The sequence below is a fragment of the Bradyrhizobium neotropicale genome (assembly GCF_001641695.1).
GTDB lineage: Bacteria > Pseudomonadota > Alphaproteobacteria > Rhizobiales > Xanthobacteraceae > Bradyrhizobium > Bradyrhizobium neotropicale.
The window spans coordinates 46459-62441 of the sequence record NZ_LSEF01000080.1; the positions used below are offsets into that span (position 1 = coordinate 46459).

The following is a 15983-nucleotide window of genomic DNA, read 5'->3' on the forward strand; positions in this document are numbered from 1 at the left end:
TCTTGTTTTGCGGCAAAATCTTAGACCCTCATGGTGAGGAGCGCCGCCTTACGGCGCGTCTCGAACCATGAAGGCCCGAGCGCGTTCGCGCTACAAGGGCATATGCGATAGCCCTGCGCTTGCGGGGAAGGGCCGGGGTGGAGATGCCTCCGCATAGGAATTGTCGGAGATTCTCGGAGAAAATCACTGTGGGGAGAGAACCCCCACCCGGCGCTTCGCGCCGACCTCCCCCGCAAGCGGGAGAGGTAAGCGAATTCGCGGCACGCCATCCCATACGACGGAAAAATCAGGCCCGGTATGACGACCATGCACGCCGCCCAGTGCCCTTTTTCGGCTGGCGCGGCGTCCCCGGTGGGTTTAAGCCGGTAGCATGCATACGAAGACCGACAGCGTGCAGTCCTCGGCCGAGGCGCTGCGTTATCCCTGGGAACAGCATCCCGGCCCCGAAGAGGTCGTGGAGGTGCGATCCGGTGTGTTGTGGGTGCGGCTGACACTGCCGTTCCGCCTCAACCACGTGAACATCTACCTGCTCGCCGACGGCGACGGTTACGCCATGGTGGATACCGGCTTCGGCAACGAAGAGACGATCGAAGCCTGGACGAAACTGTTCGAGGGTCCGCTGAAGGGCGTCAACATCACCCGGCTCATCGTCACTCATTCGCACCCTGATCATGTCGGGCTCGCGGGCTGGATCGTCGAGCGGTTCAACTGCCCGCTGGTGATGTCGCAGGTCGAATATCTCCAATCGGTCTATCACCAGAACCGCGGCACCGAGGAGCGGCGCAACGCGCAGCGGCTGTTCTTCCGCCGTCACGGCATGGACGAGTCGCTCACCGAAAAACTGCTCGGCCGCGGCCAGGATTATCTCAAGCGCGTCTCGGTGCTGCCACCATCCTATCGCCGCATCTCGCATGGCGACGAGGTCGTGATCGGCACCCGCCGGTTCAAGGTGATCACCGGCGGCGGGCACGCGCTCGACCAGGTGATGCTCTATTGCGCCGACGACAAGCTGTTCCTGTCCGCCGACCAGGTGCTGAGCAAGATCTCGCCGAACGTCAGCGTCTGGGCGGTCGAGCCCGACCAGAACTCGCTCGGCGAATATCTGGCCTCGCTGGCGAGCCTCACCACCACCCTGCCCTATGACGTGCTGGTGCTGCCCGGCCACGGTGTGCCGTTCTACGGCCTGAAGACTCGCATCAAGCAGCTCGCCGATCACCACGAGGAGCGCTGCCGGCTGATCGCGGATGCCTGCCGCGAGGTGCCGAAGACCTCGCGGGAGTTGGTGCCCGTGGTGTTCAACAAGCACGTGCTGGACGAACACCAGATGGGCTTTGCCTCCGGCGAACTGGTCGCCCACGTCAACTACATGCTGGTCGAGGGCCGGCTGACGGCCGAGACGCAGGACGGCGTGCTCCAGTTCAGGACGACGTGAGCGCCACCTCGCCCCGCTTGCGGGGAGAGGGAGCAGACTTTCATTTCATGTTCGCGATCGCGTGCATCGCCGCGATGTAGCCGTAGGGCCCGAGGCCGCAGATGACGCCGGTGGCCACGAACGAGATCTTCGAGTGGCGGTGATATTCGTCGCGGGCGTGGATGTTGGAGATGTGGACCTCCAGCACCGGGCCCTCGAACACCTTGATCGCATCCATGATCGCGACCGAGGTGAAGGAGAAGCCGGCCGGATTGAGGATGATGGCATCCGCATCCTGCCGCGCCGACTGGATCAGGTCGACGATGACGCCTTCATGGTTGGACTGGTGGAAGACGACGGAAAGCCCGAGCTTTGCGGCATTCTCCTCGCAGTTCGCCCTGATCTGGTCGAGCGTCGTCGTGCCGTAGATATGCGGCTCACGGATACCCAGGAGATTCAGATTGGGACCGTTGAGGATCATCACGCGCTTCATGGGCCATCCTTTCGCATGGAATATCTGGAGCTGACGCCCTGATCCCGCTTGAAAGAGGGATCGCGGCGGCTCAGCCCGCTCAGGCAATCATGAACGGATGGGCGCCATGGACAAAATGTCCATGCCAGGCTTGGCGGCGCCGTCGTCTGTTCGATCCGGCCTCAGGCGCGGCAGGCCTGCGCTAGCCGGTTGATCCAAATCAACAATTACGGCTGGCTGGCTGTTATCAATTTGCCCGGTCGCCGCGCCCGAAATGTGGGCCGGCACATGGACATTGGAGCTGGAAAAGCTCTAAAAATGAGCGGCCGCATTGGCCGGGTTCCGCTGCAGGTCTGTCGATGGATTACAACCACTTCTTCAATTCCGCCCTCGATCGTCTCCACACCGAGCGCCGCTACCGCGTTTTCGCCGACCTCGAGCGCATGGCCGGCCGGTTCCCGCATGCGGTCTGGCACTCGCCGAAGGGCAAGCGCGACGTCGTGATCTGGTGCTCCAACGACTATCTCGGAATGGGCCAGCACCCGAAGGTCGTGGGCGCCATGGTCGAGACCGCGACCCGCGTCGGCACCGGCGCCGGGGGAACGCGCAACATCGCCGGCACGCACCATCCGCTGGTGCAGCTCGAGGCCGAGCTCGCCGATCTCCACGGCAAGGAAGCCGCGCTGCTGTTCACCTCCGGCTACGTCTCGAACCAGACCGGCATCGCAACCATCGCCAAGCTCATTCCGAACTGCCTGATCCTGTCGGACGAGCTCAACCACAATTCGATGATCGAGGGCATCCGCCAGTCCGGCTGCGAGCGGATCGTGTTCCGCCACAACGATCTCGCCGATCTCGAAGAGCTGTTGAAGGCCGCCGGTCCGAACCGGCCGAAGCTGATCGCCTGCGAGAGCCTCTATTCCATGGACGGCGACGTGGCTCCACTCGCAAAAATCTGCGATCTCGCCGAGAAGTATGGCGCGATGACCTATGTCGACGAGGTCCACGCGGTCGGCATGTACGGCCCGCGCGGCGGCGGCATCGCCGAGCGTGACGGCGTGATGCATCGCATCGACATCCTCGAAGGCACGCTGGCAAAAGCGTTCGGCTGCCTCGGCGGCTACATCGCCGCCAACGGCCAGATCATCGACGCCGTGCGCTCCTACGCGCCGGGCTTCATCTTCACCACCGCGCTGCCGCCGGCGATCTGCTCGGCCGCGACCGCCGCGATCAAGCATCTGAAGACCTCGAACTGGGAGCGCGAGCGCCACCAGGACCGCGCCGCCCGCGTCAAGGCGATCCTCAACGCCGCCGGCCTGCCGGTGATGTCGAGCGACACCCACATCGTGCCGCTGTTCGTCGGCGATCCCGAGAAGTGCAAGCAGGCCTCCGACCTGCTGCTGGAAAACCACGGCATCTACATCCAGCCGATCAACTATCCGACCGTCGCCAAGGGCACCGAGCGGCTGCGCATCACGCCCTCGCCCTATCACGACGACGGCCTGATCGATCAGCTCGCCGAAGCCCTGCTGCAAGTCTGGGACCGCCTCGGCCTGCCGCTCCGCGAGAAGTCGCTGGCGGCGGAGTAGGCTGCTTCACTCTCCCCTGGAGGGGAGGGCAATCGCATATGCCCTTGTGGCGCCCGCTCGGCCTTCATGGTTCGAGACGCGCCGTAAGGCGGCGCTCCTCACCATGAGGGTCTAAGATTTTGCCGCAAACCAAGACCTCATCCTGAGGAGCCCGCCAAAAGCGGGCGTCTCGAAGGATGGGCCGCACGGAGGCTGCCTGCCAAACTCTCTCCATATGCGATAGCCCTGCCCTGGAGGGGGAGGGTAAGTGCGAGCAGCGCGCCCGCGGCTTAACCTCGATGATAGTTCCTAAACGCCCCGGGAAAATCGCTGTCGCTTGCGGCGGCTTAACGCGCTAAATTTGCTCGGAAAATGAGATCGGGCGCGAGGTTTCGCGCCCAGGGAGAGCGCGCTCGCCATGCTGCACGACTGGGGCGTGATCGCTGCCGCCTTCGGCTACATCGGGTTCCTGTTCCTGGTGGCGAGCCATGGCGACCGCCGCTCGCCGGCCAAGCCCGGCCGTGCCTCCGGGCTGATCTATCCGCTGTCGCTGGCGATCTACTGCACCTCCTGGACCTTCTTCGGCTCGGTCGGCTTCGCCACCCGCACCTCGACCGACTTCCTCGCGATCTATGTCGGCCCTGTCCTGATGATCGGGCTCGGCACCGGCGTGCTGCGCCGCGTGATCCAGCTCGCCAAAACCCACAACATCACCTCGACCGCCGACTTCATCGGCGCGCGCTACGGCAAGAGCCAGGCGGTGGCCGCGACCGTGGCGCTGATCGCGATCATCGGCTCGGTGCCCTACATCGCGCTCCAGCTCAAGGCAGTGGCCTCCTCGCTGGAGACGATCTTGAGCGAGGACCAGGCCTTCTCCCACATCCCGATCCTCGGCGACATGGCGCTGATGGTGACGCTGGCGATGGCGGCCTTCGCCGTGCTGTTCGGCACGCGGCAGACCGACGCGACCGAGCACCAGCACGGCCTGATGCTCGCGATCGCGACCGAATCCATCGTCAAGCTGGTCGCCTTCCTCGCCGCCGGCATCTTCGTCACGTTCTGGATGTTCTCGCCGCACGAGCTGATCGAGCGCGCCATGAAGACGCCGGAGGCGGTGCGCACGATCAACTATTCGCCGTCGATCGGCAACTTCCTCACCATGACGCTGCTGTCGTTCTGCGCGATCATGCTGCTGCCGCGCCAGTTCCACGTCAGCGTGGTGGAGAATTCGTCCGATGCCGAGGTCGGTCGCGCGCGCTGGCTGTTCCCGCTTTATCTCGTCGCCATCAATTTGTTCGTGATCCCGATCGCCCTCGCCGGCCTCGTCAGCTTCCCGTTCGGCGCCGTCGATCCCGACATGTATGTGCTGGCGTTGCCGATGGAGGGCGGCGCGGAGCTGCTCAGCGTCGCGATCTTCGTCGGCGGCCTGTCGGCGGCAACCGCGATGGTCATCGTCGAATGCGTCGCGCTCTCGATCATGGTCTCGAACGACCTCGTGGTGCCGCTGGTGCTGCAGCGCCGGCCCGAGGGGCGCACCGGCGGGGCCGATTTCAGCGACTTCCTGCTGCGCTCGCGGCGGCTTGCGATCTTCGCCATCATGGTGATGGCCTATTTCTACTATCGCGCGCTCGGCAACACCCAGCTCGCGGCGATCGGCCTGCTCTCCTTCGCCGCCATCGCCCAACTCGCACCCAGCTTCTTCGGCGGGCTGCTCTGGCGGCGCGCGACCGCGCGCGGCGCGATCGGCGGCATGCTGGTCGGATTCGCGGTGTGGGTCTACACGCTGTTCCTGCCGAGCTTCATGGACTCCTCGACGTCAGGCATCCTGCTGCTGCAGCACGGCCCGTTCGGCATCGAGGCGCTGCGGCCGCAGGCACTGTTCGGTGCCGACCTCCCGCCGCTGCTGCACGGTGTCGCCTGGTCGCTGTCGCTCAACATCCTCACCTATGTCGTGTTGTCGCTGGCACGGCAGCCGACCTCGATCGAGCTTGTCCAGGCCGACCTGTTCGTGCCGAACACGCTCGCGCCGATCGCCCCGAACTTCCGCCGCTGGCGCACCACGATCACGGTGCAGGACATCCAGAGCACGGTCGCGCAATATCTCGGGCCCGACCGCGCGCGGCACTCCTTCGAGGCCTTCGCGGCCCGGCGCAACATGCGGCTGGAGCCCGGCGCGCCCGCCGATTTCGAGCTGTTGCAGCACGCCGAGCATTTGATTGCCTCCTCGATTGGCGCGGCCTCCTCGCGGCTCGTGATGTCGCTCTTGCTGCGCAAGCGGACGGTCTCGGCGAAGGCCGCGCTGAAACTGCTCGATGATTCCCATGCAGCGCTGCATTTCAACCGCGAGATCCTGCAGACCGCGCTCAACCATGTGCGCCAGGGCATCGCGGTGTTCGACGCCGACCTGCAGCTGATCTGCTCCAACCGCCAGTTCGGCGATCTCCTCAACGTGCCGCCGCATTTCATCCAGTTCGGCACGCCTTTGCGCGAGATCCTGGAATTCATGGGAGCGAGCAATCCCACCGACCCGGCCGAGCGCGAAACCCTGCTGGAGGTACGCCTCGCGGCCTACACCACCGACAGCGAGCCCTATCTGGAGCGCCTGCCGGACCGGCACATGGTGATCGAGGTGCTGACCAACCGCATGCCCGGCGGCGGCTTCGTCATCACCTTCACCGACGTCACGCCGACCTTCGAAGCGGCCGAAGCGCTGGAGCGCGCCAATGCGACGCTGGAGAAGCGCGTGCGCGACCGCACCGAGGAGCTGACGCTGCTGAACTCGGAGCTGGCGCTCGCCAAGAGCACGGCGGAAGACGCCAACATCTCCAAGACGCGATTCCTCGCCGCCGCCAGCCACGACATTCTCCAACCGCTGAACGCGGCACGGCTTTATGTCACGAGCCTCGTCGAGCGCCAGCACAGTGGCGAGGAGACGCGGCTGGTCGAGAACATCGACGAGTCGCTGCAGGCGATCGAGGAGATCCTCGGCGCGCTGCTCGACATCTCGCGGCTCGATGCCGGCGCGATGACGACCTCGATCTCGAGCTTCAGGATGGCCGATCTGATGCGCTCGCTGGAGATCGAGTTCGCTCCGATCGCGCGCGCCAAGGGCCTCGAGCTTGTCTTCGTGCCCTCCTCGCTGCCGGTGAAGTCGGACAGGCTTCTGCTGCGGCGGTTGCTTCAGAACCTGATCTCCAATGCGATCAAATACACCCCGCGCGGCCGCGTGCTGGTCGGCTGCCGCCGCCGCGGCGAATCGCTCAAGATCTGTGTCTACGACACCGGCGTCGGCATCCCCGCCGTCAAGCGCGGCGAGATCTTCAAGGAATTCCACCGCCTCGAGCAGGGTGCGCGAATTGCGCGCGGCCTGGGGCTCGGGCTGTCGATCGTCGAGCGGCTGGCGCGCGTGCTCAAGCACGGCATCGCGATCGACGCCAATGCCAGCGGCGGCTCGGTATTCTCCGTGACCGTGCCGACGGCAAAGGCGGTGACCCACACCGCTGCGGTCACCAGCGCGACGCCGCTGGCGCGCACGCCGATCGCGGGCGCGCTGATCGTCTGCATCGAGAACGATGCGGCGATCCTCGACGGCATGCGCACGCTGCTGAAGGCCTGGGACGCCGAGGTCATCGCGGTGGCCGATCCGGAAGCCGCGATCGCGGCGATCGAGGTCACCGGCCGCCGCGTCACCGGCCTCCTGGTCGACTACCATCTCGACCGCGGCAACGGTATCGCCGCCATCCGCGACATCCGCCGCCGCTTCGGCGACCGCATTCCCGCGATCCTGATCACCGCCGACCGCAGTCCTGCCGTGCAGGTCGCCGCGCGCGAGGAAAACATCGCGGTGCTGAACAAGCCGGTAAAGCCCGCCTCGCTCCGCGCTTTGCTCGGGCAGTGGCGCACGCAGCAGATGGTGGCGGCGGCGGAGTGAGCGGCGGAACGGAAGCAGGACGTGCTTTCACGCGTCCCGTCATCCTTCGAGGCCTCCGCTACGCTCCGGCACCTCCAGCGACAATGGCTTCGCCATTGCGCGGGGATGACGGGTCTAATAGCAGCGAACGGCTCTTACCCCGTCGGCGAGCCCTGTTTCCACTGGCCGCCGGCGATCTTGGCGGCGGCGATCACGGCCTGGGTGCGGCTCTCGACGCCGAGCTTTTGCAGGATCGCAGAGACATGCGCCTTGATGGTCGCCTCGGAGACACCGAGCTCGTAGGCGATCTGCTTGTTGAGCAGCCCTTCCGACAGCATCATCAGGACCCGCACCTGCTGCGGGGTCAGCGTCACCAGGCGGTCGCGCAGGCGGGTCATGTCGGGATCGGCCACGGCCGACAGGTCGGTGTCGGCGGGAACCCAGACGTCGCCGTCCATGATCTTGAGGATGGCGTCGCGCAGCGTCTCGACGCCGAAGCGCTTGGGGATGAAGCCGGAGGCGCCGAAATCGAGCGAGCGGCGGATGGTGGCGCTGTCGTCCGAGGCCGAGACGATCACCACCGGGATCGCAGGATATTGCGCTCGCAGATAGATCAGGCCGGAAAAGCCCGAGATCCCGGGCATCGAGAGGTCGAGCAGGATCAGGTCGACGTCGGGGGTCTGCTCCAGGAGTTTCGTCAGATCCTCGAACGATCCCGCCTCGTCGATCTTGGCCGAGGTCAGGACGCCCGCCACGGCCTGCCGTAGCGCGTCGCGGAACAGGGGATGATCATCGGCGATGACGAGATGGGTGGAGGGAGCGTTCATCGATCTCTTCTGTGGTTCGACGGGCCGGTTAGCTGGACCCGCGCCTCGGTCAATTCTTTCCCGGCCGGCTGTGGCATGCAAGTACACATTATCCCTTTGCTGCAAAGGGGTTAATCCGCAAAGCGTGGCCCCGGGTACCCGTGGCGTCAGGCCAATGTCAGTGCGCAAGGCCGAAAGTCGTATTGGGGCGAGTTTCACGCCGATGTTACCTTAACCGCAAGACCCAGGTTGATCCGGCTCGTCCGGACAACCCGGGACGCGAGGAAACGCATTTCGGGGAGCGACCCAACATGTCGACAGTTGCTGTGTCTCAAGCGGGCGCGGGGGGGATGACGAAGGACGAACGGTTCGTCATTCTCGCCTCTTCGCTCGGTACCGTCTTCGAGTGGTACGATTTCTACCTCTACGGCTCGCTGGCCGGCATCATCGGCGCGCAGTTCTTCTCGGATTATCCGCCCGCCACCCGCGACATCTTCGCGCTGCTCGCCTTCGCGGCCGGCTTCCTGGTGCGTCCGTTCGGCGCGATCGTGTTCGGGCGCGTCGGCGACATCGTCGGCCGCAAATACACCTTCCTCGTCACCATCCTCATCATGGGTATGTCGACCTTCATCGTCGGCCTGCTGCCGAACGCGGCAACCATCGGCATCGCGGCCCCGATCATCCTGATCGCGCTGCGCCTCGCCCAGGGTCTGGCACTCGGCGGCGAATATGGCGGTGCGGCGACCTACGTTGCCGAGCATGCCCCGAACGGCAGGCGCGGCTACTACACCTCCTTCATCCAGACCACTGCCACGCTCGGCCTGTTCCTGTCGCTGCTGGTGATCCTGTTCACCCGCACCGCGACGGGCGAAGCCGACTTCGCGAAGTGGGGCTGGCGCATCCCGTTCCTGGTCTCGGTGCTGCTGCTCGGCATCTCGGTCTGGATCCGGCTGCGGCTCAATGAATCGCCGATCTTCCAGAAGATGAAGGACGAGGGGAAGAGCTCGAAGGCGCCGCTGACGGAAGCCTTCGCGAACTGGCAGAACGGCAAGCTCGTCCTGCTCGCTTTGCTCGGTGGCACGATGGGCCAGGGCGTGGTCTGGTACACCGGCCAGTTCTACGCGCTGTTCTTCCTGCAATCGATCCTCAAGGTCGACGGCTACACCGCGAACCTGTTGATCGCCTGGTCGCTGCTGTTCGGCACCGGCTTCTTCGTCGTGTTCGGCGCACTCTCCGACAGGATCGGCCGCAAGCCGATCATCCTCGGCGGCTGCCTGATCGCGGCGCTGACCTTCTTCCCGATCTTCAAGATGATCACCACCAACGCCAACCCGGCGCTGGAGAAGGCGATCGAATCAACGAAGGTCGAGGTGGTGGCCGATCCCCTGACCTGCGGCGATCTGTTCAACCCGGTCGGCACCCGCATCTTCAGTGCGCCTTGCGACATCGTGCGCGCCTTCCTGTCGCAATCGTCGGTCAGGTACACGACGGCCGCCGGCCCGGCAGGCTCGGGGGTCAAGGTCGTCGTCAACGGCAAGGAAGTGCCCTACGCGAACGCCAAGGACGGCAACCCGGCGGTCCTCGCCGCGGTGCAGGCGGCCGGCTATCCCAAGGCGGGCGACGCCGGCATCGTGAAGATGTCGAACCCGTTCGACATCTTCCGTCCGCAGGTGGCTGCGATCATCGGCTTGCTCTTCATCCTGGTGATCTTCGTCACCATGGTGTACGGGCCGATCGCGGCGATGCTTGTCGAGCTGTTCCCGACCCGCATCCGCTACACCTCGATGTCGCTGCCCTATCACATCGGTAACGGCTGGTTCGGCGGTCTCCTGCCCGCGACCGCGTTCGCGATCGTGGCCTCAACCGGCGACATCTATGCCGGCCTGTGGTACCCGATCGTGTTCGCGGTGATTACCGCGGTGGTCGGCTTCCTGTTCCTGCCCGAGACGAAGGACGTCGATATCAAGACGACCTGATCGGACAAGCCGATCCCTGCCAAATACAAGCCGGCCGCGGATCCCGCGGCCGGTTTTGTTTTGGGCGGCTACCGATTGCCGCCGATGAACTGCAGCACGACCTCGCGCTGGTGCGGGCGCCTGCGGTGCTCGATGAGATAGATCGCCTGCCACGTGCCAAGTGCGAGCCTGCCGTTCAGGACCGGCACGTTGAGCGAGGTCTGCGTCAGCATCGTCTTGACGTGCCCGGGCATGTCGTCGGGCCCTTCGGCATCATGCGTCCAGGGCGCATCCTCCGGCGCGAGCCGCGCCAGCGCGGTGGTGAGATCGACCAGCACGGAAGGGTCGGCGTTTTCCTGGATCGTCAGCGAGGCCGAGGTGTGACGGATGAACAGCGTCAACGCGCCGGTCCCGGCGCCGGCCTCCGCGATGAACTTCGCAGCTTCACTGGTGAGATCGGTGAAGCCGCGACCTTGCGTCTGCACCGTGAGCAGCGACGAGGTGATGGTGATGGCCTGCGCCGTTGATGGCGCTGATCGCGTAGTCGATGTCATAAAGGGTCTCGTTGTCTCGAACGCTCTTGTAGGGTGGGCAAAGGCGCGTCAGCGCCGTGCCCACCTCTTCTGCCGCAATCGTGAAAAAGGTGGTGGGCACGGCGCAAGGACGCCTTTGCCCACCCTACGAAGAACGCGTTTGCGGGCCATCCGTTCGCGAATGCTCCGCGTCAAATCTTCCCCGACACGTCCTTCTGCACCCGGTTGGCCATCTCGATCAGCCGCCGCCATGTCCGCTCGAGGAACGACATCACGCGATCCACGTCCTGGTCGCTGGGCAGCGGGATCTCGATCCTGCGGTCGCCTTCGGCGGCCTTCGGCGGCCCCTTCTTCAACTGATCGGATTTCGGCAGAGCCTCCTCGACCTTGCCCGACACGGTCGGCCCGGCCGCGAGGTCAGCCTTCAACTTCTCGACCTCGGCCTGCAGGCGGCCGATTTCGGCGTCGAGCGCGGAACGTTCGTCAGGCACCGCATAGCAGGCCCAGCCGGCATCATTCTTGGTGCATGTCGAGACCGTGCCGGTGCGGGTGTCGAGCCGAAGCACGCCCTCGGGAATTGGCGTCATTGTGTAGCGGCCGTTTTCAGTGTCGGGCGCGGATTGCGCCACCACCCCGCCGCCGCCGATCGCGAGCAGTGTGACGGCCGCCGCCAAAGACCATTTCAAGGACCATGACCTCAACAATGACGTCGCTGCTGGTTTCATTGCGCTGCTCCGCCACGACGCGCCTGTGGATAGCTGCAATCCTACACCCGCCCGGACGACGCCGCACGGCTTCCCGTGGAAAACCCGCCTGCGACATCAACGATCGCGGCGGCCGGTTTGATCCTGGNNNNATGGCGGCTGAAGCGCGGCCGTATCGGCGGATCGCGCGGAGAGCTGCTGCGGTGCGGCGTCACGCTGTGTGCAGCGCTGAAGCGCACGGCAATATCGCTAGTCAAATCAACATCATAGAAGAACAAGACGCAATCGTGACTTGGCTTGACTTGATTATGTGCCATCAGTATGGTCCGCGCGGCTTTTGAGGGTGTTGGGCGTAATTTCCATTCAGCCGCGGCGTTTCGGGTCTTCGTTGCATGACACAGGGCACGGGACACGGCGAGAATGGAAATGGCGATAGATCGCCCGAGGAAGCTGCGCTTTCCGAACGGCTCGGAAATCTTAATCAGCGGTTGTCCGAAATTCGCGACCGCAAGATCAAGACCGAGCAACCCGCAGGTGACGGTGGAGACGGAGCGGCCAGAGCCTCGGCGATGGCGCTTGGTTTCCGGTTATCCTCCGAGTTGATCGCCGGTGTCATTGTCGGAGCGGGGATTGGCTGGGGGTTCGACCGCTTGCTGTCGACGTCGCCTTTCGGATTTATCGTGTTCACGCTGCTGGGCTTCGTGGCCGGCGTGGTGAATGTGGTGAGGTCGGCGGGCGCGGGTCAAAACAGACGCGGTGGTTCGTAGCCCGGCCTGAGGAATTGATCGCGCCGGCCTCGCCGGTGCGGGCCGGCCCGGCCGGCAGACCGAGACCAGCCGGCTAGCCCGGCAGACCGAGAGATGCCGCGCGGATGACAATCGACCCGATCCATCAGTTCAACATCGAGCCTCTCTTCACGATCGGCCATATCGGCAATCACACGATCGCCTTCACCAATTCGTCGCTCTACATGCTGGTGGCGGTAGCGGTGATCTCGATCCTGATGCTCGCCAGCGGCACGCAGCTCGTTCCCGGCCGCCTGCAGTCGATCGCCGAGATTTCCTACGAATTCGTCGCCACCATGATCCGCAGCAACGCCGGCGCGGAAGGCATGAAGTTCTTCCCGCTGATCTTCTCGCTGTTCATGTTCATCTGCGTCTCGAACCTCGTAGGCATCATCCCCTACACCTTCACGGTCTCGAGCCATCTGATCGTCACCGCGGCGCTCGCGCTGCTGGTCTTCTTCACCGTCCTGATCTACGGCGTCTACAAGAACGGCCTGAAATTCTTCAAGATTTTCGTTCCGCACGGCGTCCCCGGCTACATCCTGCCGCTGGTCATGTTCATCGAGATCCTGTCGTTCTTCCTGCGGCCGGTCTCGCACAGCGTTCGTCTGTTCGCCAACATGCTGGCCGGCCACATCGCGCTGAAGGTGTTCGCAGGCTTCGTCGCCATGCTCGGCGTCTCGCTCGGCGCCGTCGGCTGGATCGGCGGCGTGATGCCGCTGGCCCTCACGGTCGCACTGACCGCGCTGGAGCTCCTGGTCGCGTTCCTCCAGGCCTACGTGTTCGCGATCCTGACCTGCATCTACCTCAACGACGCCCTTCATCCCGGACACTGAGCGGTCCGGGGGAGTTTCCACCCACAACCCAATCTTTCTTCCAAGGAGTCTAAAATGGATCCGGCAGCAGCAAAACTTATCGGCGCGGGCATCGCGTGCATCGGCATGGGCGGTGCGGGCGTCGGCGTGGGCGTGATCTTCGGCAACTACCTCGCCGCGGCCGTTCGCAACCCGTCGGCCGCTCAGGGCCAGTTCGGCAACCTGATCTTCGGCTTCGCCGTGACCGAAGCGCTCGGCATCTTCTCGCTGCTGATCGCGCTGCTCTTGCTGTTCGTTCCGCTCTGAGGACGACGTTTTTCGCGCCGTTCCATGCTTTTGGGACGGCGCGCGTGACAGCAACAGGAGATCTCCATGGCTGAGAGTCATGGCGGCGCAAAAGGTCCGGCGGCGGGCGCTCACACCGAGGCTGACGGTGGTCACCACGGTGGCGGCTTTCCGCCGTTCGAGAGCAGCACCTATGCTTCGCAGCTGGTGTCGCTCGCGATCTTCTTCGTCGTGCTTTATGTGATCGTGTCCAAGCTCGCTCTGCCGCGTGTCGGCGGTGCGATCGAGGCGCGTCAGAACAAGATCGAGGGCGACCTCGCCGAAGCGCAGAAGCTGAAGGACCAGTCCGACGCGGCGCTGAAGGCCTATGAGAGCGAGCTCGCTTCGGCGCGCGCGCGGGCACAGGCGATCGGCAACGAGACCCGCGAGAAGCTCAACGCGCAGGCGGAAGCCGAGCGCAAGGCGCTGGAAGAGCAGTTGGCGGCCAAGCTCGCCGGGGCGGAGAAGACCATCGCCTCGACCCGCGCGACCGCCATGAGCAACGTCCGCGGCATCGCGGCCGATGCGGCCGGCACGATCGTGCAGCGGCTCACGGGCGTCGTGCCCGACGCGGCCTCGGTCAATGCCGCAGTCGATGCGTCCCTGAAAGGTTAGTCGATATGTTCCTCGAACCTGAGTTTTGGGTCGCCGTCGCCTTCGTGGTCCTGATGGTGATTTTCGGCTATCTCGGGATCTTCAAGACCGTGCTGACGACGCTCGATCATCGCGCCGACCGCATCAAGGCCGAGCTCGACGACGCCCAGCGTCTCAAGGAAGAGGCCGCCAAGGTGCTTGCCGACTACAAGGCGCGCAGCGCCACGGCCGAGCGCGAGGCAGCCGACATCATCGCCAACGCCAAGGCCGAAGCCGAGCGCATCGCGTCCGACGCCAAGGCGAAGATGGAAGACTTCGTCGCCCGCAGAACCAAGACCGCGGAGAGCAAGATCGCGCTCGCCGAGGCCCAGGCGCTGGCCGATGTCCGCGCCGCGGCCGCGGAAGCCGCCGTCCAGGCCGCTTCGACCATCCTGTCGCAGTCGGTCAAGGGCCAGGTCGCCGACGACCTGCTCGCCAAGAGCATCACCGAGGTCCGGCAGAAGCTGAACTAACGGCTTCCGCCCTCACCAATCAAAAAGCCGGCGCGAAAGCGCCGGCTTTTTTGTTGGCGATGCGTGATAGCCTGAACTGCTCTCGTGTCCCGGATGCGGCGCGGCATGAAATGACGCGACGCAGAGCCGGACCCATCGGCTCGCGATGGATAGGCCCCGGCTCTGCGGAGCACCGCTACGCGTTGCACCGCGTCGGAGCATGAGAGACCTACTTCTTCTTCCCGCGCGCCTTCGGCTCGGGCGCCAGCGCCTGCGGGTCGAATCCGACGTAAAAGACATAGGCATCGGCGACCGCGACCGAGGGCACCGGATAGACCAGGTCCTCGGCGACGAAGGTAAAGGGCACGCTGCCGCCTTCCGGCAGCGACACCGTGATCCGGTAGGCCTTCGAGGCGATCACCTTCTCGCCGACGCCGCCCTGCACCACGGCGACGCGCAAGGGGACCTCGATCGAGCTCGGCGCGCCGGCAGGGCCCGCGATGACGCGGCCCTGGACGCCGATGCGCGCGGTGATCTCGCCGCCGTTGCGGACGCATTCGCGCGCCATCTTGGTGACCGTGGCCTGGAAGCGCACGTCATTGCCGATCGCCTGCTTGCCGGGGGCTGCGGCGGCGTAGGTGGACGCGCCGGCGCGCACCGTGACCTGGGGACAATCGACGTCGTCGGCCGGCGGCTGGCCCGGCGCAGGCGCCGGATTGGTCTGGGCCGGCTCGTCGGACTTGCCCCCGAACAGGCTCTTGAAGCGGTCGGAAAGCGACTGCGCCGCCACCGGCGAGACGGAAGCGAGCGCAACCGACAGCGCCAGCGCGATCACCGGACCCCGGCGCAACGCATTTCGCGATGATCGAAGCTGCTTCACCATGAACGCCTGTACTCCATGAAAAAGGTTCCGGCGAATGGCCGGCTGACCCGCGCGTTATATCGTCAAAATCGGCGAACCCAAGGCAGGAAACAAGGCAGGATGGACGGCCCAAGCCCAGACTTTGGCTGCATGGACGGATCAGGTTCAGCCGCGGAAATCCTCGTGCAGCAGGCCGAACAGCAGATGGTCCTGCCAGACCCCGTTGATGCAGAGATAGCGCCGCGCCAACCCCTCCCGGGAGAAGCCGCATTTCTCCAGCACCCGGATCGACGGCACGTTGGTGGGGATGCAGGCGGCTTCGACCCGGTGCAGGTTGAGCTCGCCGAACAGCGTCGGGAGCAGCACCCGCAGCGCCGCCGTCATGTAACCACGATGGGCATGGGGCTGGCCGACCCAGTAACCGATGGTGCCGGCCTGCACGATGCCGCGCCGGACATTGGCGAGCGTGATGCCGCCGACCATGGCGCTGTCGAGTTCGCGGAAGATCAGGAAGGGGTAGGAGCGATCCGCGGCAATATCCTCGGCATAGCGGCGCAGGCGGCGGCGGAAGCCGGACCGGGTGAGATCGTCCGACGGCCAGATCGGCTCCCAGGGCGTGAGATAGTCGCGGCTGGTCTCGCGCAGATGTGCCCATTGCAGGAAGTCCGACATCTGCGGGGCGCGCAGCAACAGCCCGTTGCCGCGTGGCGCGAGGGCGGCGGGTCCACTGGATGGCAGGCGAAAAAGAGCCAT

General features: G+C 65.1%; 15 protein-coding genes. 9 read left to right on the plus strand and 6 right to left on the minus strand.

All coding sequences use genetic code 11. The features are described from left to right. The first annotated feature begins 370 nt into the window (after positions 1-370). Positions 371-1432 carry an MBL fold metallo-hydrolase gene (locus tag AXW67_RS25415; RefSeq protein ID WP_063680078.1) on the plus strand — a complete coding sequence of 354 codons (1062 nt, stop codon included), beginning with the start codon at positions 371-373 and terminating at the stop codon, positions 1430-1432. 40 nt (positions 1433-1472) lie between these two features. On the opposite strand, the gene aroQ is transcribed toward AXW67_RS25415, so the two are convergent. Continuing rightward, positions 1473-1904 (minus strand): type II 3-dehydroquinate dehydratase, encoded by a 432-nt coding sequence (aroQ, locus tag AXW67_RS25420; RefSeq protein ID WP_063680079.1) that lies wholly within the window; start codon positions 1902-1904, stop codon positions 1473-1475. A 338-nt stretch (positions 1905-2242) separates the two neighbouring features. Here aroQ and hemA point away from each other — a divergent pair, with 338 nt between their 5' ends. Further along, the gene (gene hemA / locus AXW67_RS25425) at positions 2243-3472 is read left to right on the plus strand and encodes a 5-aminolevulinate synthase (protein ID WP_027549667.1); all 1230 of its coding nucleotides are present in this window, start codon (positions 2243-2245) and stop codon (positions 3470-3472) included. A 397-nt stretch (positions 3473-3869) separates the two neighbouring features. Continuing rightward, positions 3870-7382: a PAS domain-containing hybrid sensor histidine kinase/response regulator gene (locus tag AXW67_RS25430; protein WP_063680080.1), complete on the plus strand. Its 3513-nt coding sequence runs from the start codon at positions 3870-3872 to the stop codon at positions 7380-7382. A 134-nt stretch (positions 7383-7516) separates the two neighbouring features. Here AXW67_RS25430 and AXW67_RS25435 read toward each other — a convergent pair whose 3' ends face one another. Further along, positions 7517-8188, minus strand: coding sequence for a response regulator (locus AXW67_RS25435; protein WP_063680081.1), 672 nt, complete (start codon positions 8186-8188; stop codon positions 7517-7519). 329 nt (positions 8189-8517) lie between these two features. Between AXW67_RS25435 and AXW67_RS25440 the strand changes: the two genes are divergently transcribed. Next, entirely contained in the window at positions 8518-10143 is a 1626-nt protein-coding gene (locus AXW67_RS25440; protein ID WP_201723715.1) for an MFS transporter, read from the plus strand. Positions 10144-10211: 68 nt separating this feature from the next. Here AXW67_RS25440 and AXW67_RS25445 read toward each other — a convergent pair whose 3' ends face one another. Both AXW67_RS25445 and AXW67_RS25450 read right to left on the minus strand, forming a co-directional pair. Further along, entirely contained in the window at positions 10212-10676 is a 465-nt protein-coding gene (locus AXW67_RS25445; protein WP_063680083.1) for a secondary thiamine-phosphate synthase enzyme YjbQ, read from the minus strand. A gap of 170 nt (positions 10677-10846) precedes the next feature. Further along, the gene (locus AXW67_RS25450) at positions 10847-11380 is read right to left on the minus strand and encodes a hypothetical protein (RefSeq protein WP_063680084.1); all 534 of its coding nucleotides are present in this window, start codon (positions 11378-11380) and stop codon (positions 10847-10849) included. A gap of 371 nt (positions 11381-11751) precedes the next feature. Between AXW67_RS25450 and AXW67_RS25455 the strand changes: the two genes are divergently transcribed. The 5 genes from AXW67_RS25455 to AXW67_RS25475 all read left to right on the plus strand — a co-directional run bounded on the left by AXW67_RS25455 (position 11752) and on the right by AXW67_RS25475 (position 14389). Continuing rightward, positions 11752-12126: an AtpZ/AtpI family protein gene (locus tag AXW67_RS25455; protein WP_063680085.1), complete on the plus strand. Its 375-nt coding sequence runs from the start codon at positions 11752-11754 to the stop codon at positions 12124-12126. A gap of 104 nt (positions 12127-12230) precedes the next feature. Further along, on the plus strand, positions 12231-12980 hold the full coding sequence (locus tag AXW67_RS25460; RefSeq protein WP_027549674.1) for a F0F1 ATP synthase subunit A: 750 nt from the start codon (positions 12231-12233) through the stop codon (positions 12978-12980). Between the two features lie 54 nt (positions 12981-13034). Beyond that, positions 13035-13265: a F0F1 ATP synthase subunit C gene (locus tag AXW67_RS25465; RefSeq protein ID WP_007599451.1), complete on the plus strand. Its 231-nt coding sequence runs from the start codon at positions 13035-13037 to the stop codon at positions 13263-13265. Between the two features lie 66 nt (positions 13266-13331). Next, positions 13332-13898 carry a F0F1 ATP synthase subunit B gene (locus tag AXW67_RS25470; protein WP_063680086.1) on the plus strand — a complete coding sequence of 189 codons (567 nt, stop codon included), beginning with the start codon at positions 13332-13334 and terminating at the stop codon, positions 13896-13898. A gap of 5 nt (positions 13899-13903) precedes the next feature. After that, positions 13904-14389 (plus strand): F0F1 ATP synthase subunit B family protein, encoded by a 486-nt coding sequence (locus tag AXW67_RS25475; protein WP_063680087.1) that lies wholly within the window; start codon positions 13904-13906, stop codon positions 14387-14389. A 208-nt stretch (positions 14390-14597) separates the two neighbouring features. Here AXW67_RS25475 and AXW67_RS25480 read toward each other — a convergent pair whose 3' ends face one another. Continuing rightward, the gene (locus AXW67_RS25480) at positions 14598-15251 is read right to left on the minus strand and encodes a hypothetical protein (protein WP_063680088.1); all 654 of its coding nucleotides are present in this window, start codon (positions 15249-15251) and stop codon (positions 14598-14600) included. A gap of 144 nt (positions 15252-15395) precedes the next feature. Beyond that, a complete protein-coding gene (locus AXW67_RS25485) occupies positions 15396-15983 on the minus strand; it encodes a GNAT family N-acetyltransferase (RefSeq protein ID WP_063680089.1) in 588 nt (195 codons plus the stop codon).

Excerpts from the sequence above, each read along its gene's own strand:
- AXW67_RS25415 (WP_063680078.1), top strand. The coding sequence starts at position 371 with ATGCATACGAAGACCGACAGCGTGCAGTCCTCGGCCGAGGCGCTGCGT.
- aroQ (WP_063680079.1), bottom strand. The coding sequence starts at position 1,904 with ATGAAGCGCGTGATGATCCTCAACGGTCCCAATCTGAATCTCCTGGGT.
- hemA (WP_027549667.1), top strand. The coding sequence starts at position 2,243 with ATGGATTACAACCACTTCTTCAATTCCGCCCTCGATCGTCTCCACACC.
- AXW67_RS25430 (WP_063680080.1), top strand. The coding sequence starts at position 3,870 with ATGCTGCACGACTGGGGCGTGATCGCTGCCGCCTTCGGCTACATCGGG.
- AXW67_RS25435 (WP_063680081.1), bottom strand. The coding sequence starts at position 8,188 with ATGAACGCTCCCTCCACCCATCTCGTCATCGCCGATGATCATCCCCTG.
- AXW67_RS25440 (WP_201723715.1), top strand. The coding sequence starts at position 8,518 with ATGACGAAGGACGAACGGTTCGTCATTCTCGCCTCTTCGCTCGGTACC.
- AXW67_RS25445 (WP_063680083.1), bottom strand. The coding sequence starts at position 10,676 with ATGACATCGACTACGCGATCAGCGCCATCAACGGCGCAGGCCATCACC.
- AXW67_RS25450 (WP_063680084.1), bottom strand. The coding sequence starts at position 11,380 with ATGAAACCAGCAGCGACGTCATTGTTGAGGTCATGGTCCTTGAAATGG.
- AXW67_RS25455 (WP_063680085.1), top strand. The coding sequence starts at position 11,752 with ATGACACAGGGCACGGGACACGGCGAGAATGGAAATGGCGATAGATCG.
- AXW67_RS25460 (WP_027549674.1), top strand. The coding sequence starts at position 12,231 with ATGACAATCGACCCGATCCATCAGTTCAACATCGAGCCTCTCTTCACG.
- AXW67_RS25465 (WP_007599451.1), top strand. The coding sequence starts at position 13,035 with ATGGATCCGGCAGCAGCAAAACTTATCGGCGCGGGCATCGCGTGCATC.
- AXW67_RS25470 (WP_063680086.1), top strand. The coding sequence starts at position 13,332 with ATGGCTGAGAGTCATGGCGGCGCAAAAGGTCCGGCGGCGGGCGCTCAC.
- AXW67_RS25475 (WP_063680087.1), top strand. The coding sequence starts at position 13,904 with ATGTTCCTCGAACCTGAGTTTTGGGTCGCCGTCGCCTTCGTGGTCCTG.
- AXW67_RS25480 (WP_063680088.1), bottom strand. The coding sequence starts at position 15,251 with ATGGTGAAGCAGCTTCGATCATCGCGAAATGCGTTGCGCCGGGGTCCG.
- AXW67_RS25485 (WP_063680089.1), bottom strand. The coding sequence starts at position 15,983 with ATGGCTCTTTTTCGCCTGCCATCCAGTGGACCCGCCGCCCTCGCGCCA.